A 22,363-nucleotide genomic window follows, 5' to 3' on the forward strand; every position below is an offset into this window, starting at 1 on the left:
CCGATCACTCCGCCGCCTCGGACCGCGCGGGGGCGGCGAGGCGTCCGTCCTCGAGCCGGATCGTGCGGCCGCAGCGCGCGGCGAGGCCCGGATCGTGGGTAACGAGGACGAGCGTTGCGCCCTTGCGCGCGTTGAGCCCGAAGAGAAGCTCCACGATCGCCTCTCCGGTCGGCCCGTCGAGATTGCCGGTGGGCTCGTCCGCGAGGAGAATCTCAGGCTCCGGCGCCGCGGCGCGGGCGAGGGCCACGCGCTGCTGCTCGCCGCCGGAGAGCTGCGAGGGGTAATGCCCGGTGCGATGTCCGAGGCCCACGGCCTCGAGTTCGGCGGCCGCGCGGTCGAAGGCGTCGCGGTGGCCGGCGAGTTCCAGCGGCGTCGCCACGTTCTCGAGCGCGGTCATCGTCGGGATCAGGTGGAAGGACTGGAAGACCACCCCCATATGATGGCGGCGAAAGCGGGCGAGCGCGTCCTCCCCCATCGCGGTGAGATCGTGGCCAAGCGCATGGATCCCTCCGCTCGTGGCGCGTTCGAGCCCGCCCATGACCATGAGGAGCGACGATTTGCCCGATCCCGACGGCCCCACCAGCCCCACGCTCTCGCCCGCCGCGACATCGAGGGTAATGCCTTTCAATATCTCGACCCGCCCGGCATTGCCGTCGAGATCGAGGCGGACATCGTCGAGTGTCAGGATCGGATCTGCCATGCTGGGCTCCTTGGGGGATCGGTTGGGATATGGGCCATGGCGCGGGCTTGCCAAGCTCGCGCTCGTTTTCGTGCTCGCGGGACCAGTGGCGGCGGAGACGCTGCAGGTCGCCGCCCTGGGCGATTCGCTCACGCAGGGCTACGGCCTGCCGCCGTCCGAGGGTTTCGTGCCGCAGCTCCAGGAGTGGCTCGACGCGGAAGGGGCGGATGCGGAGGTGCTGAACGCGGGCGTCTCGGGCGACACCACGGCCGGAGGTCTCTCCCGCGTCGATTGGACGCTCACGCCTGACGTCGACGCGATGATCGTCGCGCTCGGCGGCAACGATCTGCTGCGCGGCATCGACCCGGCCACCTCGCGGGAGAACCTCGACGGCATCCTCGCGGCGGCGGAGGAAGCGGGCGTGCCCGTCCTTCTCGTGGGGATCGACGCGCCGCCCAATTACGGGCCGGAATACAAGGCCGCCTTCGACGGCATGTACACCGACCTCGCCGAGGAGCACGACACGCTCCTCGTGCCGGACTTCCTGGGCGCACTCTCGCGGCTTCCCGACCGGGAGGCGGCGATGGCGCGCTTCATGCAGCCAGACGGGATCCATCCCAATGCCGAGGGCGTGACGCGGATCGTCGACGAGCTGGGCCCCGAGGTGCTGAGCTTGCTGAAGCGGGCCCGCGCCGAGTGACGCGCTGGTCTCTTTGCGCCGGATCCGCGAGGATGCGGCGCGACGACACGAGAGGGATCGCGATGGGATTCGTGGAGAGATTGCGCGACGCGATCGGGGCGAAATACGTCCTGACGGGCGACGACATGGCCGGATACGACAGCGACTGGACCGGCAAGTACCGGTTCCGCCCGCTCGCCGTGGCGCGCCCCGCCTCGACGGCGGAGGTCGCCGCCGTGATGCGCGCGGCGTCGGAGGCGGGCGTGGGCGTGGTGCCGATGGCGGGCAATACCGGGCTCATGGGCGGGACCCATGCCGAGGGCAAGCTCGCGCTTAGCCTCGAGCGGATGAACGCCATACGGGCGATCCGGCCCGGCGCGCGGATCGCCATCGTCGAGGCGGGCGTGGTCCTCTCGCAACTGCACGAGGCCGCGGAGGCGGAGGGGCTCGTATTCCCGCTGACCTTCGGGGCGAAGGGATCGGCACGGATCGGCGGCGTGCTCGGCACCAATGCGGGCGGCTCGAACGTGCTGCGTTACGGAAATACCCGCGCGCTCTGCCTCGGGATCGAGGTGGTGCTGCCTTCGGGCGAGGTGCTCGACACGATGAGCGAGCTTCTGAAGGACAATTCCGGCTACGATCTGCGCGATCTCTTCATCGGGTCCGAGGGAACGCTCGGCGTGGTCACGGCCGCCGTGCTGCGGCTGCATCCGAAGCCCGCGGCCTACGCGACGGGCATGGTCGCGGTCCCGGATCTCGCCGGCGGTCTCGATCTCCTCAACCGCCTGCAGCGCGCGACGGGCGGCGCGGTGGAGGCGTTCGAATACATGCCGGGCCATTACATCGACGCCCATCTCGCCCACGACAAGTCCGCCCGCCCGCCCTTCGAAGAGCGCCACGAGCACAACATCATGGTGGAGGTCGGCGCGACGGCCCCCCGCGACGCCACGCCGGACGAGGCCGGGGAGGTGCCGATCGTGGCCCATCTCGAGGGCGTCCTCGGCGAGATGATCGAGGCGGGGCGCGTGCTCGACGCGGTCGTGGCGCGATCGGAGGCGCAGAGGCGCGAGATCTGGGCGCGGCGCGAGGCTGCGGCGGAGCTGACCTTCGCCGCCGGACCCGCGATCATCGCGGATGTCTCCGTCCCGCTCGATCGCGTGTCGGACTTCCTCGACCGCGGCTATGCCGAGGTCTCCGCCCGTGATCCCGGCGCCCGCTTCTTCGTGGTGTCGCATCTCGGCGACGGGAACGTGCATTTCACGGTCAATCCGTCGCAGGATACCGATAAACTCTACGACGCGGTGATGGAAATCGTGGAGGATATCGTCGCCGATCTCGGCGGATCCTTCTCCGCCGAGCACGGGATCGGCCTTGGCAAGCGCGCCTCGATGGCCCGGCGGAAGGACAAGGTTGCGCTCGGGGTGATGCGCGCGATCAAGGACGCGCTCGATCCGCAGGGTATCATGAACCCGGGCAAGGTCCTGCCTTGAACCCCATCGCGCGGGTCGCGGGCGATGGCGCTTTGCGCCTCGTGACGCTGGCGATCCTCTTCTTCGGAACGTTCATCGCCTCGATCTCTCCCTACCAGTCGCTCCTCGCGGTCGAATGGTTCGGCTTCTCGGACGCGCAGTACGCCGTGATCTTCACTACCGGCGCGGGGCTCTCGCTGCTCTGCGCGCTGGGGGTCGGCGCGATGAACGACCGCACGGGGCGGCGGAGGAACGCCGCGCGGCTGGCCGCGGGTGCGGGCATGGCGGGCGCGCTTCTCGCCTTCCTCGCCGACGCGCGCTGGGGCTATCTCGTCGCGCATCTCCTTTTCTTCCCCATCTCCGCTACGCTCTTCGCGCAGCTCTTCACGCTCTCGCGGCTTGCCGGCTCCATCCACCCGGCAGAGGAGCGGGCGGGGATCCAGACCGTCGTCCGGGCCGCCTTCGCCGTGCCCTTCATCGTCGTGCTGCCTCTCTGGGCGGTGATCCTCGGCGCGGGCGCGGACCTCCTCTGGGTCTATGCGGCCTGCGCCGTGGCGGCCGGCGCGACGCTTGCCATCTTCGTCTTCCGCTGGCCACGGGACGGGCAGACGCGCTGGCCGGATCCCGGTTCGGGTCTCGGCCTCGGCGCGGCTTTGCGGGAGATCTCGGCGCCCTCGGTCCTCGTGCGCGTGGCGGCGCTGGCGGGCGTGATGGCGGGGATCCAGATCTACATGATCCTTTCGGGGCTGATCCTCACCGCGACGGGGCGCGGGACGGGCGATGTCGCGCTCTTCGCGGCGCTCGTCGCGGGGACGGAGATCCCGTTCATGCTCGTGATGGGGCGCCCGATCCTGCGCTGGGGACCGGTGCGCCTGATCGCGGGCGCGGCGCTCCTCCACGCGGCCTTCCTCACCGCCTTTCCGCTCCTCGGAGCGACGCCGGTCGTCTGGCTTCTCGCGATCGTCGCGGGATCGGCGGCCTCCGTGATCCTCACGGTGCCGATGCTCTACCTGCAGGACCTGCTGCATCGTCGCCCCGGCGCGGGCGGATCGCTCATCGCGCTCTGCAATCTCGGGGCGCAGCTCATCGGGGCGGCGATCTTCGCCGCGGGAACGGCCCTCGGCGGCTACGCCCTTGCCGCATGGATCGGGGCAGGGGTCGTTGCGGCCTCCGGGATCGCCATCGCCTGGCTCGACCGCGCAGGCCGTCCCGTCTACGCCTGAGCCCGCCAGTCGAAGAAATCGGGCCCCGCGCGCCCGAGCAGGCTGTCGGCGAGCCGCCGGCCGAGATCCGGTCCGTCCGCGACGGCGCCGGTGATCGTATCGGCGAGCGCCTCCGACCCGTCGGTGCGCAGGATCTCGCCCCGGAGCGTGAGATGGTCGCCGTCGAGGGTCGCGAGCCCCGCGATGGGCGTCTCGCAGGAGCCGTCGAGCCGGGCGAGGAGGGCGCGCTCCGCCGCCAATCGCTGCCCGGTCTCCCGGTCGTGGATCTCGGAAAGCATGGCGCCGGCACGGTCGTCGTCGGCGCGCCGCTCCACCCCGATGGCGCCCTGGGCGATGGCGGGCAGCATGTCGTCGTCGGCGACGGGCGCGTGCGGCACCTCCGCATCCACCCGAAGGCGGTTCAGCCCGGCAATCGCGAGAAAGGTGGCATGGGCCACGCCGTCCTCGAGCTTTCTCAGCCGGGTCTGCACGTTGCCGCGAAACTCCACGACCTGCAGGTCGGGGCGGCGATGGAGGAGTTGCGCCCGGCGGCGGAGGGAGGACGTCCCGACGATGCGTCCCTCGGGCAGGTCGGCGAAAGCCTGTCCGTCGAGCGTGACGAAGGCGTCGCGCGGATCCTCGCGCGGCAGGTACGTGTCGAGGAGGAGGCCCGCGGGCTGCTCCACCGGCATGTCCTTCATCGAATGCACGGCGATGTCGATGTCGCCCGCGAGCATCGCCTCCTCGATCTCCTTCGTGAAGAGACCCTTGCCGCCGATCTCCTTCAGCGGCCGGTCGAGGACACGGTCGCCGGTGGTCTTGATCACGACGATCGTGAAGGCCTCAGACGGCAGGGTGAAGGCGCGGGCAAGCCGGTCGCGCGTCTCGTTGGCCTGGGCCAAAGCGAGCGGCGAGCCGCGGGTGCCGATCTTGAGCGGGGCGTCGGGCGTGGGCAGATCCATGAGGCAGGCTTAAGGCCGGGCGCGGGCCGGGGCAACCGAAAGCGCCTTGACATCAGGAGGCTCCCCCGCGACCCCTGCGTCACCTGACGAGGGGAGCCCGATGGCCGAGAAACTGCTGATGCGCGCGCTGGCCGGAGAAACCCTGCCCGTACCGCCTGCCTGGATGATGCGGCAGGCCGGGCGTTACCTTCCGGAGTATCGCGCGACGCGGGAGAAAGCGGGCGACTTCCTCTCGCTCTGCTACACCCCCGATCTCGCCGCGGAGGTGACGCTGCAGCCGATCCGCCGGTTCGGCTTCGACGCGGCGATCCTCTTCGCGGACATCCTGCTGGTGCCGCAGGCGCTCGGCGCCGATCTCTGGTTCGTCACCGGCGAGGGGCCGCGGCTCGAGCCGGTGGACGATCACCGGAAGGTCGCGCTCCTCAAGCGCGGGGAGGACGTGCACGAGACCCTCTCTCCGATCTACGAGACGGTGCGGATCCTCTCGCGCGAGCTGCCCTCCGACGTGGCCCTCATCGGGTTCGCGGGCGCGCCCTGGACGGTCGCGACCTACATGATCGCGGGGCGCGGCACGCCCGACCAGGGGCCTGCGCACGCCTTCAAGGACGGCGACAGCGCCGCCTTCGAGATGCTGATGGCGCGGATCACGGAGGCCACGATCGAATACCTCTCCGCGCAGGTCGAGGCGGGCGCGGAGGTGGTCAAGCTTTTCGACAGCTGGGCGGGTTCGCTCAAGGGCGACGACTTCCAGCGCTACGCGGTCGATCCGGCCAAGCGGATCATCGCGGAGCTGAAGGCGCGCCATCCGGAACTGCCCGTCATCGCCTTCCCGCGGGAGGCGGGGGAAGGCTACGTGGGGTTCGCCAAGGCGACGGGAGCCGATTGCGTCGCGCTCGACAATTCCGTCACGCCGGAATGGGGCGCGGAGCACGTGCAGGTCGACGGCTGCGTGCAGGGTAATCTCGCGCCCACGCACATGGTGACCGGGGGGCAGGCGCTCGTGGACGAGGTGCGCCATATCCGCGACGCGTTCTCCGGCGGCCCGCACGTCTTCAACCTGGGCCACGGTATCACGCCCGACGCGGATCCCGAGAACGTGGCGCTGATGCTAGAGACGCTGCGCGCAGGCTGATCGCGCGCAGGCAGGTCGTCAGGGCGAGACGTGTATGCCCTGATCGTCAGGGCTGGCCGGGACGTCCAGGATCACGATCGTGCCGGTCCCGACGCGCTGGATGTCCAGAGATGCCTCGAGGCTCGTCACGAAGGCCTGGAGCAGCCGGCCGCCGAGGCTTTCGTTGCTCGGCCAATCCGTCCCGCCCGGCAAGCCGACGCCGTCGTCGGAAACCGTCATCCGGAAGGCATCGTTCGACAGGCGCATGGCCTTGACGTCGATCAGGCCCGAACTGCGTCCCTCGAAGGCATGCTGGAAGGCATTCGTCAGGAGTTCCGACAGGATCAAGCCGATGGAGGTGGCCTTGGTCACGGGCATCGAGATGGACTCCACCTCGACCTGCAGCCGGATGCCCGCACGTCCATCGATATGGCCGATGGTCGAGGCGATGCGCGACAGGTAGCTGCCCATCGGGACCGTGCCGTCGTCGACGCCGTTGGTCAGTTCCTCGTAAAGCAGCTGCAGGCTTTCGATCCGCCGCGCGAGGGACGAAAATTCATGCGGATTGCCGCTCGTACGCGTCTGCTGCCGGATCAGCCCGATGATCATCGAGAGATGGTTCTTCACCCGATGCTGCAACTCCTTGAGCTGGCGATCCGCGACGATCTGTCCCTCGTCCATGTCGACCGGCGTCTGAACGCCCAGGAACTGGATGCATTCACCTTCGTGGATGATCGGCGCGATCATCAACCGATTGAGGAACCGCGTTCCGTCGGCGCGGACGTTCTGGAGCTCGATGGTGAGCTCCTCCTCGGCGGCGAGCGCGGCGCGGATGCGCTTGCGCTCCTCTTCGTTGTCCAGATCGCCCTGGAGGAAGCGGCAATTGCGTCCGAGGACGGACGATTTCGCGTAGCCGGTCAATTCGAGGAAAGCCTCGTTGGCGAAAACGATCGGATTGTCGTCGCGTCGGGGATCGGTCAGCACGATCGAGATGTTCGACTTGCGGAAGCTGCGAATGGCGCCGGCCTGGTCCCGGCCGCCATCGTCGTTTGAAGCGTTCATCTGGCAGTTCACCCCCCGCTCGTCCCTTTTCGCCGTAGCAGATTGGTCAGGGTGCGCGCGCGGCGCAAGCGTTCAGTGATCCGTCAATCGAATGCGCCGAAAGCGTCCGCCCAATCGCCGCTCGCGATGAGTTGCGCCGGATCGACGCGGTCGGTGTAGAGATACGCCCAAGCCTCGATCGGGCCGTGCTCGGTCTCGACCGTGCGGCGGACGCGTTCGTATTCGTCGGGGTCGTCGTCGAAGAGGCCCTCGTAATCGTCGAGGAGATGCATGATGCCCTTTTCCTCGATCCGCCACACCTCCCCCGTGACGCAGCCCGGACCGTCCTCGACCCAGGCGGGATACCAGCCCGTGTGGTACATCGTGCCCGTGAGCGTGCCCATCGAGACGAAGCTCGCTCCGGCGCGGAAGGCGATGGTTGCTTCGTTGTTGATGAAACCGCGTCGTAGCGTGCCGTAGACGAAGACGTGGTCACCCACGAACGGGTCGACGCCCGGGACGAGGTTCGCGATCAGCGCCATTTGGCCAGCGGCGGCAGCGACATGAGGACGGCGTCGGGATCGTGCCCGGTCTCGAGCCCGAACTTGGTCCCGCGGTCGTAGACGAGGTTGTACTCGGCGTAGAGGCCGCGATGGACAAGTTGCGCGTCGCGGTCGGCGTCGGTGAAGGACTGCGTCCGCCGACGTTCCACGAGTGGCAGGTAGGCGGGCAGGAAGGCCCGGCCGATATCGCGGGTGAGCGTGAAGTCGGCATCCCAGTCGCCGGTCGCATGATCGTCCATGAAGGCGCCACCCACGCCGCGGGCGCGACCGCGATGGGGGATGAAGAAATACTCGTCCGCCCAGGCCTTCAGGCGCGGATAGTGTTCCGCCCCGTGCGGGTCGAGATGGCGACGAAGCTGATCGTGGAAATGGGCCGTGTCCTCCTCGTATTCGAGGCAGGGATTCAGATCGGCGCCGCCGCCGAACCACCAGGCATGGGGCGTCCAGAACATCCGCGTGTTCATGTGGACGGCCGGCACGTGGGGGTTCTGCATATGGGCGACGAGGCTGATCCCGGAGGCCCAGAACCGCGGATCGTCGGCCATTCCCGGAATACCCTTCCGCGCCGCCATTGCGGCCTGCGCGCGGGGGGCAAGCGTCCCGTACACGGTGGAGACGTTGACGCCGACCTTCTCGAACACGCGGCCGCCGCGCATCACGCTCATGAGACCGCCGCCCGCATCCTCCCCGTCCTCGCCGCGGCGACGGGTCTGCGTCACCTCGAACGTGCCGGGGGGCGCATCTGCGAAGGGTCCCTCGGCATGGCTGGCCTCGAGCGCTTCGAAGGCCGCGACGATCGCGTCGCGAAGCTCGCCGAACCAGGCGGCGGCGCGGGATCTTTCCGTCGCGAAGGGGGCAGCATCCATCGCGATCCTCCTGTCCAATCGTTCCGGAGGGACGTATCATCAGGATGTGCGGAGATCCACGGGCAGGCGCGCCTGCCCCAGCCAAGAGGTATCATGTGAGACATTCCCTTTTCTGTCTGATCCCGCTCGTCCTTCTGACCGCCTGTGCCACGCCGAGGGAGCGCTGCGTCTCCCAGGCCCGCGAGCCCCTCGCGGAACTCGACCGGCGGATCGCGGTCGCACGGGGCAACATCGCCCGCGGCTACGCCGTCGCCGAAGTGCGCGACACCCGGTTCGTGACGCAGACCTGCTCGGGACTGCGCAACAACGGCGACAGGTTCTATTACCCGTGTACCAAACCCGTGCGCGTCACGCGGGAGGAGCCGGTCGCGATCGACGTGACCGACGAGCGCCGCAAGCTCGCGGAATTCGGATCGGCGCGAATTTCCCTGGCGCGGCAGGCGGGCAGCGCGGTGAACCAGTGCGCCTCGCTTTATCCCGAATAACTCGTGACTTCAGTGGGCGGGGCTGTCGACCACGTCGACGAGCGTCCGCCCGCCGTCGATCGTCAGGATCTGCCCCGTCATGAAGCCCGACCCGTCGGCGGCGAGGAACTGCACCGTCTCCGCGACCTCGCTCGCCCCCGCGATGCGGTTGAGGGGGGTGTTCTCGATGATCTCCGTCCGGATCCCGGAATGCTTCTTGATCGCGCCCTTGAGGGACGCGCTCATAACGCTGCCGAAGGCCACGCCATTGACCCGGATGCGATGCGGCGCGAGGGCCACGGCGAGGCCGCGCGTGGCCTGATCGAGCGCGGCGGAACTGACCGAATAGGCCAGGAGGTCGGGCTGCGTGCGCCGCGCGGCGATGGAGCTCAGATTGATGATCGAGCCCGCAGGCCCTTCGCCACCCGCCTCTTCGCCCTGACGGATCATCCGGCGCGCGACATGTTGGCTGAGCCTCAGCGAGGTCATAAGGTTCAAATCGAGTAGCGCACGAACCGAATCGTCTGACGGATCGAGCGGGTCGGAGAGCCTCAGCTCACGCGCGCCGTTGACGAGGATGTCGATCCGGTCGAACGCGTCGATCGTCGCCGACAACAGGTTCGCGATCGTCAGCTTCTCGCGCAGGTCGCCCGTGAAGGCGCGAGCGGCGCCGCTGTCATCCTCGCTGCGGCCTCCGATCTCCGCGTCGAGTGCGTCCTCGTCGGAATCGACGAGCATGACGTTCGCATCCCGGTCGAGGAAATGGCGGGCGATCGCGAGACCGACGCCCGAAGCGGCCCCGGTGACGATTGCGGTCTTGCCGGCTATGGAGAAGCTCATGAAGCGACCTTTCGGCGGGCGCGCCGCGGTCTCGCAGCACGGTAGAGTTTGAAGGCCGGAGTGCCCTCGCGTTCCTCGATCTCGGAGAAGAGGTCCCGCAGGGCAGCCTCATAGGGAAGATGCCGGTTCGCGACCAGCCATAGCGTTCCGCGCGGCGCGAGCGCGGTCGCCGCGGAGGAGAGGAAGGCACGGCCGAGATCGGGATCGCCAGTTCGACCGCGGTGGAATGGCGGGTTGCACACCACGTGATCGGCGGCAGCCTCCGGACGGAAGGCGGTCGCATCGGCCCAGTGGAAGCGCGCGCGCGGATCGTCGACGTTCTCGCGGGCGCAATCGAGTGCGGCAAGATCCGCCTCGACGAGATGACACTCGGTAACGGCTTCCGTCTCGAGCACTTTCGACGCGAGATAACCCCAGCCCGCGCCGAGATCGACCACCCGTCCGTTCAGGGGCGGCAAGGTCCGGGCGAGAAGAGCGGAGGCAGGGTCGACCCCATCGGCGGAGAAGGTTCCGGGGGCGGTCAGGTACCCGTCCGCGTTTCGCGACGGCGGGGCGATCCAGTCGTCGAACGTCCCGCCCGTCATGGAGAAGACCTTGCCATGCGCCTTGGAGATGACCTCGCCCACGTCCGCTCGGGCGCGGCACTCCTTGAGGATCGCATCGATGCCATCGGTCTTCTGTCCGTCCACGACGACCACGGGCGCGACCCGGGCCGCCCGCGCGATCCGGTCCCGCGCGAGGCGGCGTTCCCGCGGGAGACAGACGAGCGCCGTCGCCGCCGCGCCCCGGGGCGCGATCTCGACATCGAGTCCTCGCGCACGCAGGCGGTCGTGATCGGGCTGATGCGTCTGGATCAGGATCGTCGGATCGGGCAGGCCAACCTCGGCGACGTCCATCGGGGCGCCGATCACGAGGAGCGGTGGGGTCAGCAGCCCCGCTTCGAGAGCCTGTGTCAGGCGGACATGGAACATGGTCTCAGGGCGGACCCTATTCCTTCTCCATGGTGCATTGCAGGGGATGCTGATGGCGACGTGCGAAATCCATCACCTGCGTCACCTTCGTCTCGGCCACCTCGAAAGAGAAGACGCCGACGACAGCCAGGCCCTTCTTGTGCACGGTCAGCATGATCTCGAACGCCTGCGCGTGATTGAGGCCGAAGAACCGCTCGAGGACATGCACGACGAACTCCATCGGCGTGTAATCATCATTCAGCAGCATCACCTTGTAGAGCGGCGGCCGCTTCGTTTTCGGCTTCGTCTCGAGCACGACATTCGTGTCGCCGTCGTCGGGCGTGGGTCTGCCGGACAGGATCGTGGGGTTCTCGATCACGTCTCGCCTTTCGGATCGGATGGCTGGATCAGGGCGATTATATAAGGGGAGGGGGCTTCGTGAAAAGGGGCGGTCGTCGAGGTGATCGTCGCACCCGCTCGAAATCCACTTCGTCGGCCGGGTTTGGGACAGAATCCGTGAGGTCATCGCCCGGCTTCCCATGAGGGCAATTCGACCGTCAGCCGCACCGAATGATGCGCTTGGAGCTATCAACCCAAAGTTGAATTATTTTTCAATTATGGCCAGCGTGTCGATCACGGTTTCGTTATCCTGAGGAGGCTGGAGGTAGGTCGATGCCCGCCGGAACAACGTCGGGCCTCCGGCGCGCAACCCCCCGCCCTCCTTTTTGACAAGGAGAATATCTTATGCGGCATAACCGTTCGGTATACTTGGCTTTCCCGGCGTTGCCCGAGGGCCACGCATGGGCGCTTCCGAAATCGGGTGCTTGCGGACCGAAGCGGCCGTGATACGGTTCTCGACGACGGACCGGGCAAGAAGATTCGGACGTCAGAGGCAGACAGAGGCAGTATCAGTGATCAACCAGAGGTGGAATATCGTCCGTTGCTGGGCGGTGGCATTCCTGTGTTTGGGGATCGGCGCGGGCGCGGCTTCGGCCGCGCCCTACGCCGCGATGGTCATCGACGCCCGGTCCGGCGAAGTGCTTCATTCCCGCAACGCCGACGCGCGTCTTCACCCGGCGTCGCTCACGAAGATGATGACGCTCTACATCGCGTTCCAAGCCGCCGAGCACGGCGAGATCTCGATGGACACGATGGTTACGATTTCCCACAACGCGGCGTCCGAGCCGCCTTCGAAGCTGGGCCTTCGGGCGGGTCAGAAGATCGCCCTGCGCTATCTCGTCCGCGCGGCCGCCGTCAAATCGGCGAACGATGCCGCGACCGCGATCGGCGAGGCGATCTCCGGGTCCGAGACGGCCTTCGCGGAGCGCATGACCCGAACGGCGCAGGCCCTCGGCATGACGCGGACGACGTTCCGCAATGCGCATGGCCTTACGCAATCGGGCCATCTGAGCACCGCGCGAGACATGACCACGCTGGGGCGGCATCTCTTCTACGACTATCCCGATTACTACAACATCTTCTCTCGGCGCAGCACCGATGCCGGCATGACGATGGTCAACAACACCAACCGGCGGCTTCTCGGGGCGTATCGGGGCGCGGACGGGATCAAGACGGGCTATACGAGTGCGGCGGGATTCAATCTCGTGGCTTCCGCGGAGCGTGGCGGCGAACGGATCATCGCAACGGTCTTCGGCGGTCGGTCGACGGCCTCGCGTAACGCACGGGTGGCGGAACTTCTCGATATGGGCTTCGATCGCGCCCCGAGCCGAGTGGCGGTCGTGCGTCCCGCCCGTCCCGCCTATGCCGGGCAGGGCGGCGTGGCCGTCGCCCTCGCGCGATCGCTCCGCCCGCAATCACGCCCGCTTCCGGCGGAAGCGCCCGCACTCGACGTGGCGCTCGCCTCCGCGGTGGCGGAGGACGTCTCGCGGTCGGTCGATGCGGCCGTGGCACTGGCCGTCGCGACCCCGCCCGTCCCGCGGCCCGCGACCCATCTCGCCTCCGCTACGGCCGTCCCCGAGGTGACCGTCCCCGATTCGGCCATTTCGTCGGCGGAACTCGAGGTCGTGACGCGGATCTCCACGTCGGGCGGACGGCACTGGGGCATCAATCTCGGCTCCTACAATTCACGGCACCAGGCGGAGCGGGTGCTCCTCAAGACCGCGCTCGTGGAGATCGGCACGCTCGACGATGCCTTGCGCAAGGTCGTCGCCGGCCGGAGCGGCTACGAGGCGAATTTCGTTGGCATGACGCAGGATCGCGCGGCGCTCGCCTGCCGCAGGCTTGCCGCGCGCGATGTGGAATGCCAGACGCTGGGACCGCAAGGCTAGGCCGCGTCGCTTTCGGCGCGCCGCCATTCCCGGTCCACACGCCGGAAACGCACCTCCGGCTCGGCTGTGAAGGCCGCTTCCTCCGCGCTCCAGGTGGTGATTGCGATCTGGTCCCGCGTCGCCTCGACGAGGTTCACGGTATTCGGCTCGCCGCGCAGGCGGTTCGAGAGGCCGGTTCCGGCCTGAACGAACAGAAGACCGGGTGCGGCCTCGAACGGCGTCGTCACCGTGTTGTGGAGATGGCCGGAGAGAACCACGTCCGCGCCACAGGCCTCCAGATCGGACAGTGCGTCCATGGCGCCCCGCATCAGGCGCTTCTCCACTTCGGGACCGTGTTCCAGGGGATGATGCAGAACGAGGATCCGGGCGCGCTCGCCGGCATTGGCGAACCCCCGGCAGACCCGGCGCACCGTTCGACCGGAGATCCGGCCGCGCTGCCACGAGAAACGGTTGACCGTGTTCACCCCCACCACGACCGCGAGGTCGTTCTCCCAGACGGGCTCGAGATTGCGGTCGATCGCGGCCTTGTAACGGCGCCAAGGGGCGAAGAAGCGCACGAATATGTTGTCGAGCGGCGTGTCGTGATTGCCGGGAACGGAAAGTGTCGGTGGTTCGATCCGCTCGAGGAACGCCTCCGCGCGGTCGAATTGGGATATGCGGGCGCGCTGCGTGAAGTCGCCGGAGATCACCACGAGGTCGGGCGCGAGATCGTTGCAGAGTTCCACGAGTGGCGTCTCGAGCTCCGCGCGGTCGCGGCCGTAATGCAGATCGGACAGGTGCAGAATTCGGATCATTCGGTCGTGTCTTCTGTCTTGGGAAGGATGATCCGCAGCGGTTTTTCGGACATGCGGAACTTGAAAGGGCTCTTCTCACGGCGCTTTTCGCCGTCGAAGGCGAGAAGGGTCTTTCGGCGTGCGACGTCGATCTCGAGACGTCGGGTCTTTATCAGGTCGTAATCGCGGCCTTCCTTGATCGATCCCGTCGTGAGCCGCCAGACGAGCTGAAACAGGGTCCGTCGGGTCGAGGCTCGGGCCACGAGGACCGCGAAGGCGTCGTTCTCGATCGCGAGACGGCCTTCGATGCCGAACATCTCGAGCTGGTAGGCGGAGCGCGCCACGAAGACGAGCGCGGTCCGCAGCGTCCGGGTTTCGTCGTCGGACGTCATCGTGAGCTTCATCGGGCGGCGGAACCTGAGAAACGTCTTCAGGACAGACCAATGTGCCGCGATGCGCCGCCGACCCCAATGCTTATAGACGCTCTCGCGCTCCTTCAGGATCGCGGGATAGATGCCCAGGCTGGCATTGTTGAGGAAGACCTGCCCGTTGACCATGCCGACATGGATATCGTGGCTCTCGCCGCCGAGGATCTGCTCGGCCGCCTCTTCCGGAACCTCGCTGAGCCCGAGGCCTCTTGTGAAGAAGTTGAACGTCCCGAGGGGCAGGACGGCGAACGGGATGTCCCGCCCGACCATCGCGGCGGCAACCGCCATCGCGGTTCCGTCGCCACCGGCCGCGACGACGAGATCCGCGTTCTTCTCGATCGCGAGATCGATCGTGTCGCTCGGATCGGAACCGGGGGACCATTCCTCTCGCCAGGCACCGTCGCCGAAAACGTCCATGGCGCGCGTGATCGCCTCCTGATCGCGCGAATTCTGTCCGGATTTCTCGTTGGCGATGACGCAGATGCGATGCGCGGTCATGGATGTCCTCGTTCGGGCTGGACCCCTAACGCGCCGGTCATTCGATTGTTGCTTTGCCCATCACGATATACGGCCAGATCAGGCGGCGTCGTCGGTCCGGGGGCCGAAGGCGGCCTGCATCAACGCGCGGGTATAGGCGGTCTGCGGCGCATCGAAGATCTCCTCCGCCGGACCCGCTTCGACCACGTCGCCGCGCTTCATCACGATCACCTTGTGCGACAGCGCCCGGACCACCTTGAGATCGTGCGAGATGAAAAGATAGGCGAGCCCGTATTTCTGCTGCAGGTCGCGCAAGAGCTCCACGATCTGGACCTGCACGGTCATGTCGAGCGCGGAGGTCGGCTCGTCGAGGACCACGAGTTTCGGGCGGAGGATCATCGCGCGGGCGATGGCGATGCGCTGCCGTTGACCGCCTGAGAATTCGTGCGGATAGCGGTGCATGGTCGCCGGATCGAGGCCGACCTCGCGCATCATGCGCGCCACCATATCGCGCCTCTCCCGGCCCTTCGCGGTACCGTGGATGCCGAGGCCTTCTGCGATGATCTCCTCGACCGTCATCCGGGGCGAAAGCGACCCGAACGGATCCTGGAACACGATCTGCATGTCTGCGCGCAAGGGGCGCATGGCCCGCCCGCGCAGGCCCTGAATGTCACGGCCTAGGAAGACGATCGGACCTTCGGACGCGATGAGCCGCATCACCGCAAGCGCGAGCGTGGTCTTGCCGGACCCCGATTCGCCGACGATGCCGACGGTCTCGCCCGCCCGGACGGAGAAACTGGCCTCGTTCACCGCCTTCACATGGCCCGTGGTGCGGCGGAGGAGCCCCGACTGGATCGGAAACCAGATCCGCAGATCTTCCGTCTCGGCGATCACCGGTGCGCCTTCGGGGACGGGGGCCGGCCGGCCCGTGCTCTCCGCCTCGAGCAGCATGCGGGTATAGGGATGTCCGGGGCGGTCGAAAATCTGTGCGGTCGGGCCGTGCTCCACGATCTCCCCGTCCTTCATGACGCAGACCCGGTCGGCGATCTGGCGCACGATGGTGAGATCGTGGGTGATGAAGAGCATCGAGAGTCCTTCGCGCACCTTCAGCTCCGCGAGGAGGTCGAGGATCTGCGCCTGGATGGTGACGTCGAGCGCCGTGGTCGGCTCGTCCGCGATCAGGAGGTCCGGCCCGTTGGCGAGCGCCATGGCGATCATCACCCGCTGTCTCTGACCGCCCGACAACTGATGCGGGTAGGCGGAAAGGCGGCTCTCGGGATCGTTGATGCCCACCTCCGTCATAAGCTCGACGATCCGCGCCCGCGTTGCCTTGCCCTTGAGGCCCTGGTGGAGTTCCAGCGACTCGCGCAACTGCTTCTCGAGCGTGTGGAGCGGGTTCAGCGACGTCATCGGCTCCTGGAAGATGAAGCTGATGTCGTTGCCGCGGATCTTGCGCAGGGTCCGCTCCGGCGCGCCGACGAGCTCCTGTCCCTCGTAGGAGATCGACCCCTCGATCTGTGCGGCGCCCGGGAGAAGGTCGACCGTCGAAAGGGCCGTCACCGACTTGCCGGAGCCCGATTCCCCGACGAGCGCCACGGTCTCTCCGCGCCCGACCTCGAAGGAGACGTGACGGACGGCATGCGTCTCCGCGCCGTCCTGCCGGAACCGCACGTTGAGGTCGCGCACGGTAAGGACGGGGACGTCATCGGGCATTACTGGAAGGTCTTTCTCGGATCGAACGCGTCGCGCACGCCCTCGAAGATGAAGACGAGGAGCGAGAGCATGATCGCGAAGGTGAAGAACGCCGTGAAGCCGAGCCATGGCGCCTGCAGGTTCTGCTTGGCCTGGAGCGTGAGCTCACCCAGCGAGGGGGCGGAGGAGGGCAGGCCGAAACCCAGGAAGTCGAGCGAGGCGAGGGTGGAGATCGTGCCGGTGATGAGGAAGGGGAGCATGGTCACCGTCGCGACCATCGCATTGGGAAGCATGTGGCGGTACATGATCGTCCAGTTCGAGACGCCGAGCGCGCGCGCCGCGCGGATATACTCGAAGTTCCGCGCCCTGAGAAACTCCGCGCGGACGACCCCCACGAGCGCCGGCCAGCCGAAAAGCACGGTGACGAAGACGAGAAGCCAGAACCCCCTCCCGAGGATCGCGAAGAGGATGATGATGACGTAGAGCGACGGCGTGGAGACCCAGATCTCGATCACCCGCTGGAAGATGAGGTCGGTCCAGCCGCCGAAGAACCCCTGTACCGCGCCCGCGGCGATACCGATCAGGGAGGTCAGGACCGTGACGATGAGCGTGAAGAGGATCGACAGCCGGAAGCCGTAGATGACCCGCGCTGCCACGTCGCGCGCGGTGTCGTCCGTTCCGAGGATGTGGGTTGCGTCCGGCGCCGACGGCGCGGCGGTCCCGAGATCGCTGATCGTGTTGTAGGAATAGGGGATGGGCGGCCAGAGAAGCCAGCCCGCCTCCGCGCCCTCAGCTACGGCCCCGTCGGCGATGAGCGTCGCGGGATCGTCGAAGCATTCCTCCATGCCGCCGGTGCGGATAAGGCACTTCACCTCGATATCGGTATAGACCGCCTCGGTCCGGAAATCGCCGCCGAACTCCGTCTCGGGATAGAAGTTGAAGATCGGGGTGTAGAGGCCGCCGTCGTAGCTCACAAGGATCGGCTGGTCGTTGGCGATGAATTCGGCGCAGAGCGAGAGGCCGAAGAGGATCGCGAAGAGAACGAGCGACCAAAAGGCGCGCCCGTTGCGGCGAAAGTTGCGCCAGCGCCGTTCGTTAAGCGGGCTCAGGAACCGTCTGCGCCGCGCGGGCGTGACGGGGGGCGGCGCGTCGAGGCCGCCCGCGCCGGGGTTGGGCGGCGGCGTGGCGATGCCGGGCTCCGTCGGTTCCGCGGGATCGGGGCGGGTGTCCGGATAAGCCATCTCAGCCCTCCCGCGTCTCGAAGTCGATCCGGGGATCGACGAAGACATACATGAGATCGGAGACGATCCCCACGAGGAGCCCGATCAGCCCGAAGAAGAAGAGCGTGCCGAAGATCACCGGATAGTCGCGCTGCAACGCGGCCTCGAAGCCCAGACGCCCGAGCCCGTCGAGCGAGAAGAGCACTTCGATCAGGAGCGAGCCGGTGAAGAAGACGCCGATGAACACCGACGGAAAGCCCGCGATGATGATGAGCATCGCGTTCCGGAAGACATGTCCATAGAGGACCCGGCTCTCCTTAACGCCCTTCGCGCGCGCCGTGACGACATACTGCTTCTTGATCTCGTCGAGGAAGCTGTTCTTCGTCAGGAGCGTCAGCGTGGCGAAGGCGCTGATCGTCGATGCCGTGACCGGAAGCGCGATGTGCCAGAAATAGTCGCCGATCTTTCCCAACAGGCTCAGCTGGTCCCAATTGTCGGAGGTCAGTCCGCGCAGCGGGAAGATCTGGAAATACGACCCGCCAGCGAAGAGAACGATCAGCAGGATCGCGAACAGAAATCCGGGGATCGCGTAGGCCACGATGATGAGCGCGCTCGTCCATGTGTCGAAGCTCGACCCGTCGGAGACGGCCTTGCGGATGCCGAGCGGGATCGAGATGACATAGGCGATCACCGTCGACCAGAGCCCGAGAGAGATCGAGACGGGCATCTTCTCCAGCACGAGATCGAGCACGGAGATCGAGCGGAAATAGCTCTCCCCGAAATCGAAGCGGACGTAGTTCCACATCATCGTGAGGAAGCGTTCGAGCGGCGGCTTGTCGAAGCCGAATTCCCGCTCGAGATCGGCGATGAAATCGGCGGGAAGCCCGCGCGCGCCGGCATAGTCGGAGCTCGTCACGCCGCCGCCCCCGGTATCGCCGACGCTCGGGCCGGACGAGCCGGAGATGCCCTGCATCACGTCGCCTGACCCCTCCATCCTGGCGATGATCTGCTCGATCGGCCCGCCGGGGACGAACTGGGTCAAGACGAAATTGATGACCATGATCCCGATGAGGGTCGGGATGATCAGCAGCACCCGCCGGAGGAGATATCCGCCCAAAGCCGGTTCCTCAGAACGCGCCGGCCGACCGCAATTCCTGCGCCCGTTCTTCGTCGTACCACCAGAAATCGAGCGCGCCGACGGCGAGCGGAGGAAGCTCCTCGGGGTGGGAGTAGACGTCGTAATAGGCGAGCCAGGTCACCGGGTTGTAGTAGAGCGGAATGTCGAAACCGATATGGCGCAGCACCCGGTCGAGGGCCTTCACCCCCGGACGCAGCGTATCGAGCGTATCGGCCGCGACGATGTCGGTGATCAGGTCGTCGACCGCCTCTGATTTCAGACGCATCAGGTTCCGCGAACTGGTATCGGCGGTCTGCGATCCGTACCATTGCCGGAGCGCATCCGACGGCTCGAAATCCATCTGGAACCCCTGCGTGGTGAGATCGAAGGCATCGTCCTGCCGACGCTGCACGTATTGCGTCGTGTCGACGCGCTCGAGCTTGCCGGAAATGCCGAGAAGGCCGAGATTCTCGATGAAGGGAAGGATCACCTTGTCGTAGCGCGGATCGAACTGGAGAATGGTCAGGTCGAGGGGGCGGCCGTCCTTCTGACGCGTCCCGTTCGGACCGATTTCCCAGCCCGCTTCCTCGAGGAGCGCCGTGGCCTCGCGCAGGATCTTGCGGGAGGGGCGGCTCGTCGACGCGTCATGCTCGACGGGCAGGGGAACCGGGTCCGCGACGACGCTCTCCTCGAGCAGGCCCTGCTCCACGAGGGGGTCGAGAAGCACGCGTTCTTCCTCTGACGGCAACCCCTCTGCCGCGAGGTCGGTCCCGGTCCAGAAGCTCACCGGCTGGGCATAGGCGCCATAATAGAGGGTCTGGTTCGACCAGGCGAAGTTGAACATCATCGAGATCGCCCGGCGCACGCGGGGATCCTGCCATTTCTCGCGATTGAGATTGAAGACCCAAGAGAGGCGGGGTGCGACGGATCCGTCGGGGATCTCCTCGCGCACGACGTAGCCCTGGTTCAATGCGCGGAAATTGTAGTTGGTGTTCCAGTCGGCCGGGTCGCTCTCGATCCGGAAGAGGTATTCGCCGGCCTTGAAGGCCTCGAGCGCGGCGGAGCTGTCGGCGAAATACTCAACGCGGATGCGGTCGAAATTGTTGCGTCCGGTGTTGATGGGAAGATCCTCTCCCCAGTAATCCGGGTTCTTCGCGTAGACGACCTGCCGGTTCCAGTCGACGCTGTCGAGAACGTAGGGCCCGGTGGACATGAAGGGGGCGGTGCTGCTCTCGTCGAGGCGGGTCTCCGTCTCCTCGAACCAGGTCTTGGACCAGGCGGGCGTGCCCCCGGCCATCGTCACCCGATCGCGCATCGGCGCGCTGTCGGTGAAGTCGAACCGGATGCGGTAAGGGCCCAGCACCTCTACGCTCTCGAAATAGGCGCCGACCCGTTCGCGGTATTCCGGGATTGCTTGTTCGAGGATCAACTTGTGGCTGAAGGCGATGTCCTCCGCCGTCATCGGCGTGCCGTCCTGGAAGGTCACGTCCTCGCGCAGGTTGAAGATCACGTAGGAGAGGTCGTCAGGCCATTCGACGGTCGTGCAGAGATAGCAATAGGCCGCGTAGGGATCGTCCGCCGTGGACGTCATGATGTATTCGCCCGCGCCGACGCTCGCCGAGTAGGTTTCGTATCGTCCCGCACGCGCATAGGGGTTGAACGTGTCGAAATTGCCGATCGACCAGGTGGAGAACTCGCCACCCTTCGGCGCGTCTGGATTGACGTAGTCGAGTACCGCGTCGGGCCCGTATTTCAGCTCGCCGAAATTCGAATAGCCGTGCGAGGTGTTCAGCGTCTCGTCGGACGCTTCCTGCGCCCCGGCCTCGATGCCCGGTGCGAGGATCAGGAGGCAGCATGCGAGGACGCCGCCCGTTCTGCCGAGGGAAATCGTCCGTGCGGCGGGGAGGGCGTGGATCATGCGGAACACTCCGTCTTGATGAGCCATTCTGGATCAAGTGCCGACGCTAAGGCCGGGCGCGGAGGATGTTCAAGTTGAATTCTCGTGAGGCCGTGGGCCCCCGTGATGCGTCGGCGCAGCGGGTTTCCGTCGCGGCGCCGATCGCAATTCACCCGCCGAGCGTCTGGAGATAGGCGATGACGGCCGCGCGATCCTCGACACTCGGCAATCCGTTGAAGCTCATCTTGGTGCCCGGTGCGTAGCCCTGCGGATCCTCGAGGAACGCGTTCAGGTTCTCGGGCGACCAGACATCCGCATGCTCCTCGAGCGCGCCGGAATAGGAATAGCCCGCCACCGTATCGACCTCCCGGCCGACGACGCCGTAAAGGGTCGGGCCAACGGCATTTGCGCCTTCCTCGACCTGATGGCAGGCGCGACACTTGCCGAAGACGCGCTCGCCCGCGGCCGGATCGGCGGAGGCCAGCACCTCCTCGAAAGGCGGGCCTTCTTCCTCCGGCTCCGCGTTTTCGTCCTCGCCGGTGTCGATCGTGTAGGCCTGATGCACCTCTTCGCCCTCGTGGGGGACTTCCTCGCCGGTATTGTAGATCAACTCGCCGGCCCATCCGCCGAGCAGGAAAATCAGGAGAGAGCCACAAAAGGCACCAACAATCTTCGTCAGGGTCATCGTGTCGAACATGTCGCGTCCCGTGCGGCCAGAAGTGTCGGCACTCTCTATCCCCTTCACCGCGCAGCTTTCAAGCGCTATGAGACGCGGCGAAACGTCAGACCGGAACCCGAAGGATTTTGACCATGGTGCTCCGCATCTCGTTTCAGGGCGAACTCGGCGCGTATTCGCACCAGGCCTGCGTCGAGACGCGGCCCGATCTCGACCCGATGCCCTGCCGCACGTTCGAGGATGCGATCGAGGCGGTGCGGACCGGCGCGGCCGAGCTTGCGATGCTGCCCGTGGAGAATTCGACCTACGGACGCGTCGCCGATATCCATTCGCTCTTGCCCGGCTCGGGCCTCCATATCGTCGCAGAAGCCTTCGTACGGGTTCATATCAATCTCCTCGTGATCCCGGGCACGCCGCTCGAGCGGATCGAGCGGGCGATGAGCCACACGGTCCTTCTCGGACAGTGCAAGAATTTCCTCGGAACGCACGGCATCCACCGGATCGCGGGCGCGGACACGGCCGGGTCGGCGCGGCAGGTCGCGGAGGCGGGCGATCCAACGCTTGCCGCGCTCGCGGGCGAACTGGCGGGGGAAATATACGGGCTCGAGACGCTCGCCCGCCATATCGAGGATCAGGACACGAACACGACGCGGTTCCTGCTGATGTCGCGCGAGGCGGATCGCGATCGGCGGGGCGAGCACGGGATGATCACGTCCTTCGTCTTCCGCGTGCGCAACATTCCTGCCGCGCTCTACAAGGCCATGGGCGGCTTCGCGACGAACGGCGTCAACATGACGAAGCTCGAGAGCTACATGGTCGGGGGCAATTTCACGGCGACGCAGTTCTACGCCGACGTCGAGGGGCACCCTGACGATCCGTCGCTCGCCCGCGCGCTGGAGGAGCTCGATTACTTCACCGACAGCCTCAAAATTCTCGGGACGTACCCGGCCGATCCGCGCCGGCACTGAG

Annotated in this window: 22 protein-coding genes; 7 read left to right on the forward strand and 15 right to left on the reverse strand. The window is 66.8% G+C overall.

The window, feature by feature from the left end; genetic code table 11:
• Positions 1 to 4: 4 nt before the first annotated feature.
• On the reverse strand, positions 5 to 700 hold the full coding sequence (locus tag LX81_RS00395; RefSeq protein ID WP_111535310.1) for an ABC transporter ATP-binding protein: 696 nt from the start codon (positions 698 to 700) through the stop codon (positions 5 to 7).
• Here LX81_RS00395 and LX81_RS00400 point away from each other — a divergent pair.
• Genes LX81_RS00400 through LX81_RS00410 form a run of 3 tightly spaced genes read left to right on the forward strand, consistent with a single transcriptional unit; the run spans position 699 to position 4,050 of the window.
• The gene (locus LX81_RS00400; protein ID WP_111535311.1) at positions 699 to 1,379 is read left to right on the forward strand and encodes an arylesterase; all 681 of its coding nucleotides are present in this window, start codon (positions 699 to 701) and stop codon (positions 1,377 to 1,379) included. The genes LX81_RS00395 and LX81_RS00400 overlap by 2 nt on opposite strands.
• A 32-nt stretch (positions 1,380 to 1,411) precedes the next feature.
• Positions 1,412 to 2,848, forward strand: coding sequence for an FAD-binding oxidoreductase (locus LX81_RS00405; protein ID WP_234822433.1), 1,437 nt, complete (start codon positions 1,412 to 1,414; stop codon positions 2,846 to 2,848).
• A complete protein-coding gene (locus LX81_RS00410; RefSeq protein WP_111535312.1) occupies positions 2,845 to 4,050 on the forward strand; it encodes an MFS transporter in 1,206 nt (401 codons plus the stop codon). The genes LX81_RS00405 and LX81_RS00410 overlap by 4 nt, the downstream gene beginning before the upstream one ends.
• On the opposite strand, the gene hemC is transcribed toward LX81_RS00410, so the two are convergent.
• Positions 4,041 to 4,991 (reverse strand): hydroxymethylbilane synthase, encoded by a 951-nt coding sequence (gene hemC / locus LX81_RS00415; RefSeq protein ID WP_111535313.1) that lies wholly within the window; start codon positions 4,989 to 4,991, stop codon positions 4,041 to 4,043. The genes LX81_RS00410 and hemC overlap by 10 nt on opposite strands.
• A 100-nt stretch (positions 4,992 to 5,091) precedes the next feature.
• Between hemC and hemE the strand changes: the two genes are divergently transcribed.
• Positions 5,092 to 6,123: a uroporphyrinogen decarboxylase gene (gene hemE, locus LX81_RS00420; protein ID WP_111535314.1), complete on the forward strand. Its 1,032-nt coding sequence runs from the start codon at positions 5,092 to 5,094 to the stop codon at positions 6,121 to 6,123.
• Positions 6,124 to 6,141: 18 nt separating this feature from the next.
• On the opposite strand, the gene LX81_RS00425 is transcribed toward hemE, so the two are convergent.
• The 3 genes from LX81_RS00425 to hemF form a co-directional block, all read right to left on the reverse strand.
• On the reverse strand, positions 6,142 to 7,164 hold the full coding sequence (locus LX81_RS00425; protein ID WP_111535315.1) for a sensor histidine kinase: 1,023 nt from the start codon (positions 7,162 to 7,164) through the stop codon (positions 6,142 to 6,144).
• Positions 7,165 to 7,247: 83 nt separating this feature from the next.
• Positions 7,248 to 7,685 (reverse strand): gamma-glutamylcyclotransferase family protein, encoded by a 438-nt coding sequence (locus tag LX81_RS00430; RefSeq protein WP_111535316.1) that lies wholly within the window; start codon positions 7,683 to 7,685, stop codon positions 7,248 to 7,250.
• On the reverse strand, positions 7,676 to 8,572 hold the full coding sequence (gene hemF, locus LX81_RS00435) for an oxygen-dependent coproporphyrinogen oxidase (RefSeq protein ID WP_111535317.1): 897 nt from the start codon (positions 8,570 to 8,572) through the stop codon (positions 7,676 to 7,678). The genes LX81_RS00430 and hemF overlap by 10 nt, the downstream gene beginning before the upstream one ends.
• Before the next feature lie 95 nt (positions 8,573 to 8,667).
• On the opposite strand from hemF, the gene LX81_RS00440 reads away from it, so the two are divergent.
• Positions 8,668 to 9,057, forward strand: coding sequence for a putative periplasmic lipoprotein (locus tag LX81_RS00440; protein WP_111535318.1), 390 nt, complete (start codon positions 8,668 to 8,670; stop codon positions 9,055 to 9,057).
• A gap of 9 nt (positions 9,058 to 9,066) precedes the next feature.
• Here LX81_RS00440 and LX81_RS00445 read toward each other — a convergent pair whose 3' ends face one another.
• The 3 genes from LX81_RS00445 to clpS are packed head-to-tail and all read right to left on the reverse strand — an operon-like array spanning position 9,067 to position 11,187.
• A complete protein-coding gene (locus LX81_RS00445; RefSeq protein ID WP_111535319.1) occupies positions 9,067 to 9,876 on the reverse strand; it encodes an SDR family NAD(P)-dependent oxidoreductase in 810 nt (269 codons plus the stop codon).
• Positions 9,873 to 10,847, reverse strand: a complete 975-nt coding sequence (locus LX81_RS00450) for a class I SAM-dependent methyltransferase (RefSeq protein ID WP_111535320.1) — start codon at positions 10,845 to 10,847, stop codon at positions 9,873 to 9,875. The genes LX81_RS00445 and LX81_RS00450 overlap by 4 nt, the downstream gene beginning before the upstream one ends.
• 16 nt (positions 10,848 to 10,863) lie before the next feature.
• The gene (gene clpS / locus LX81_RS00455) at positions 10,864 to 11,187 is read right to left on the reverse strand and encodes an ATP-dependent Clp protease adapter ClpS (protein WP_373280257.1); all 324 of its coding nucleotides are present in this window, start codon (positions 11,185 to 11,187) and stop codon (positions 10,864 to 10,866) included.
• 649 nt (positions 11,188 to 11,836) lie between these two features.
• Between clpS and LX81_RS00460 the strand changes: the two genes are divergently transcribed.
• Complete coding sequence (locus LX81_RS00460) at positions 11,837 to 13,114, forward strand: D-alanyl-D-alanine carboxypeptidase family protein (protein ID WP_234822450.1); 1,278 nt, start codon at positions 11,837 to 11,839, stop codon at positions 13,112 to 13,114.
• Here the strand turns inward: LX81_RS00460 and LX81_RS00465 are convergent.
• The 7 genes from LX81_RS00465 to LX81_RS00495 form a co-directional block, all read right to left on the reverse strand.
• A complete protein-coding gene (locus LX81_RS00465; protein ID WP_111535322.1) occupies positions 13,111 to 13,908 on the reverse strand; it encodes a metallophosphoesterase family protein in 798 nt (265 codons plus the stop codon). The two genes, LX81_RS00460 and LX81_RS00465, sit on opposite strands and share 4 nt — an antisense overlap.
• Positions 13,905 to 14,813 carry a diacylglycerol/lipid kinase family protein gene (locus tag LX81_RS00470; protein ID WP_111535323.1) on the reverse strand — a complete coding sequence of 303 codons (909 nt, stop codon included), beginning with the start codon at positions 14,811 to 14,813 and terminating at the stop codon, positions 13,905 to 13,907. The genes LX81_RS00465 and LX81_RS00470 overlap by 4 nt, the downstream gene beginning before the upstream one ends.
• A 78-nt stretch (positions 14,814 to 14,891) precedes the next feature.
• Entirely contained in the window at positions 14,892 to 16,505 is a 1,614-nt protein-coding gene (locus LX81_RS00475; protein ID WP_111535324.1) for an ABC transporter ATP-binding protein, read from the reverse strand.
• On the reverse strand, positions 16,505 to 17,725 hold the full coding sequence (locus LX81_RS00480; RefSeq protein ID WP_111535325.1) for an ABC transporter permease: 1,221 nt from the start codon (positions 17,723 to 17,725) through the stop codon (positions 16,505 to 16,507). The genes LX81_RS00475 and LX81_RS00480 overlap by 1 nt, the downstream gene beginning before the upstream one ends.
• A 1-nt stretch (position 17,726) precedes the next feature.
• The gene (locus LX81_RS00485; protein WP_111535326.1) at positions 17,727 to 18,821 is read right to left on the reverse strand and encodes a microcin C ABC transporter permease YejB; all 1,095 of its coding nucleotides are present in this window, start codon (positions 18,819 to 18,821) and stop codon (positions 17,727 to 17,729) included.
• 10 nt (positions 18,822 to 18,831) lie between these two features.
• Positions 18,832 to 20,739, reverse strand: a complete 1,908-nt coding sequence (locus tag LX81_RS00490; RefSeq protein ID WP_111535327.1) for an extracellular solute-binding protein — start codon at positions 20,737 to 20,739, stop codon at positions 18,832 to 18,834.
• A gap of 148 nt (positions 20,740 to 20,887) precedes the next feature.
• Entirely contained in the window at positions 20,888 to 21,415 is a 528-nt protein-coding gene (locus LX81_RS00495; protein WP_111535328.1) for a c-type cytochrome, read from the reverse strand.
• 113 nt (positions 21,416 to 21,528) lie between these two features.
• Between LX81_RS00495 and LX81_RS00500 the strand changes: the two genes are divergently transcribed.
• Positions 21,529 to 22,362: a prephenate dehydratase gene (locus LX81_RS00500; protein ID WP_111535329.1), complete on the forward strand. Its 834-nt coding sequence runs from the start codon at positions 21,529 to 21,531 to the stop codon at positions 22,360 to 22,362.
• The last annotated feature ends 1 nt before the right edge of the window (position 22,363 follow it).

Source organism: Palleronia aestuarii, from assembly GCF_003253995.1.
In the GTDB taxonomy this organism is placed as follows: Bacteria; Pseudomonadota; Alphaproteobacteria; order Rhodobacterales; family Rhodobacteraceae; genus Palleronia; species Palleronia aestuarii.

What these genes read in the sequence shown, in the direction of transcription:
- LX81_RS00430 (WP_111535316.1), bottom strand. Translation starts at nt 7,685, where the DNA reads ATGGCGCTGATCGCGAACCTCGTCCCGGGCGTCGACCCGTTCGTGGGT.
- LX81_RS00425 (WP_111535315.1), bottom strand. Translation starts at nt 7,164, where the DNA reads ATGAACGCTTCAAACGACGATGGCGGCCGGGACCAGGCCGGCGCCATT.
- LX81_RS00480 (WP_111535325.1), bottom strand. Translation starts at nt 17,725, where the DNA reads ATGGCTTATCCGGACACCCGCCCCGATCCCGCGGAACCGACGGAGCCC.
- LX81_RS00450 (WP_111535320.1), bottom strand. Translation starts at nt 10,847, where the DNA reads ATGTTCCATGTCCGCCTGACACAGGCTCTCGAAGCGGGGCTGCTGACC.
- LX81_RS00465 (WP_111535322.1), bottom strand. Translation starts at nt 13,908, where the DNA reads ATGATCCGAATTCTGCACCTGTCCGATCTGCATTACGGCCGCGACCGC.
- LX81_RS00500 (WP_111535329.1), top strand. Translation starts at nt 21,529, where the DNA reads ATGGTGCTCCGCATCTCGTTTCAGGGCGAACTCGGCGCGTATTCGCAC.
- hemE (WP_111535314.1), top strand. Translation starts at nt 5,092, where the DNA reads ATGGCCGAGAAACTGCTGATGCGCGCGCTGGCCGGAGAAACCCTGCCC.
- LX81_RS00445 (WP_111535319.1), bottom strand. Translation starts at nt 9,876, where the DNA reads ATGAGCTTCTCCATAGCCGGCAAGACCGCAATCGTCACCGGGGCCGCT.
- LX81_RS00395 (WP_111535310.1), bottom strand. Translation starts at nt 700, where the DNA reads ATGGCAGATCCGATCCTGACACTCGACGATGTCCGCCTCGATCTCGAC.
- LX81_RS00460 (WP_234822450.1), top strand. Translation starts at nt 11,837, where the DNA reads ATGGTCATCGACGCCCGGTCCGGCGAAGTGCTTCATTCCCGCAACGCC.
- LX81_RS00495 (WP_111535328.1), bottom strand. Translation starts at nt 21,415, where the DNA reads ATGTTCGACACGATGACCCTGACGAAGATTGTTGGTGCCTTTTGTGGC.
- LX81_RS00470 (WP_111535323.1), bottom strand. Translation starts at nt 14,813, where the DNA reads ATGACCGCGCATCGCATCTGCGTCATCGCCAACGAGAAATCCGGACAG.
- LX81_RS00490 (WP_111535327.1), bottom strand. Translation starts at nt 20,739, where the DNA reads ATGATCCACGCCCTCCCCGCCGCACGGACGATTTCCCTCGGCAGAACG.
- LX81_RS00475 (WP_111535324.1), bottom strand. Translation starts at nt 16,505, where the DNA reads ATGCCCGATGACGTCCCCGTCCTTACCGTGCGCGACCTCAACGTGCGG.
- LX81_RS00405 (WP_234822433.1), top strand. Translation starts at nt 1,412, where the DNA reads ATGCGGCGCGACGACACGAGAGGGATCGCGATGGGATTCGTGGAGAGA.
- hemC (WP_111535313.1), bottom strand. Translation starts at nt 4,991, where the DNA reads ATGGATCTGCCCACGCCCGACGCCCCGCTCAAGATCGGCACCCGCGGC.
- LX81_RS00400 (WP_111535311.1), top strand. Translation starts at nt 699, where the DNA reads ATGCTGGGCTCCTTGGGGGATCGGTTGGGATATGGGCCATGGCGCGGG.
- hemF (WP_111535317.1), bottom strand. Translation starts at nt 8,572, where the DNA reads ATGGATGCTGCCCCCTTCGCGACGGAAAGATCCCGCGCCGCCGCCTGG.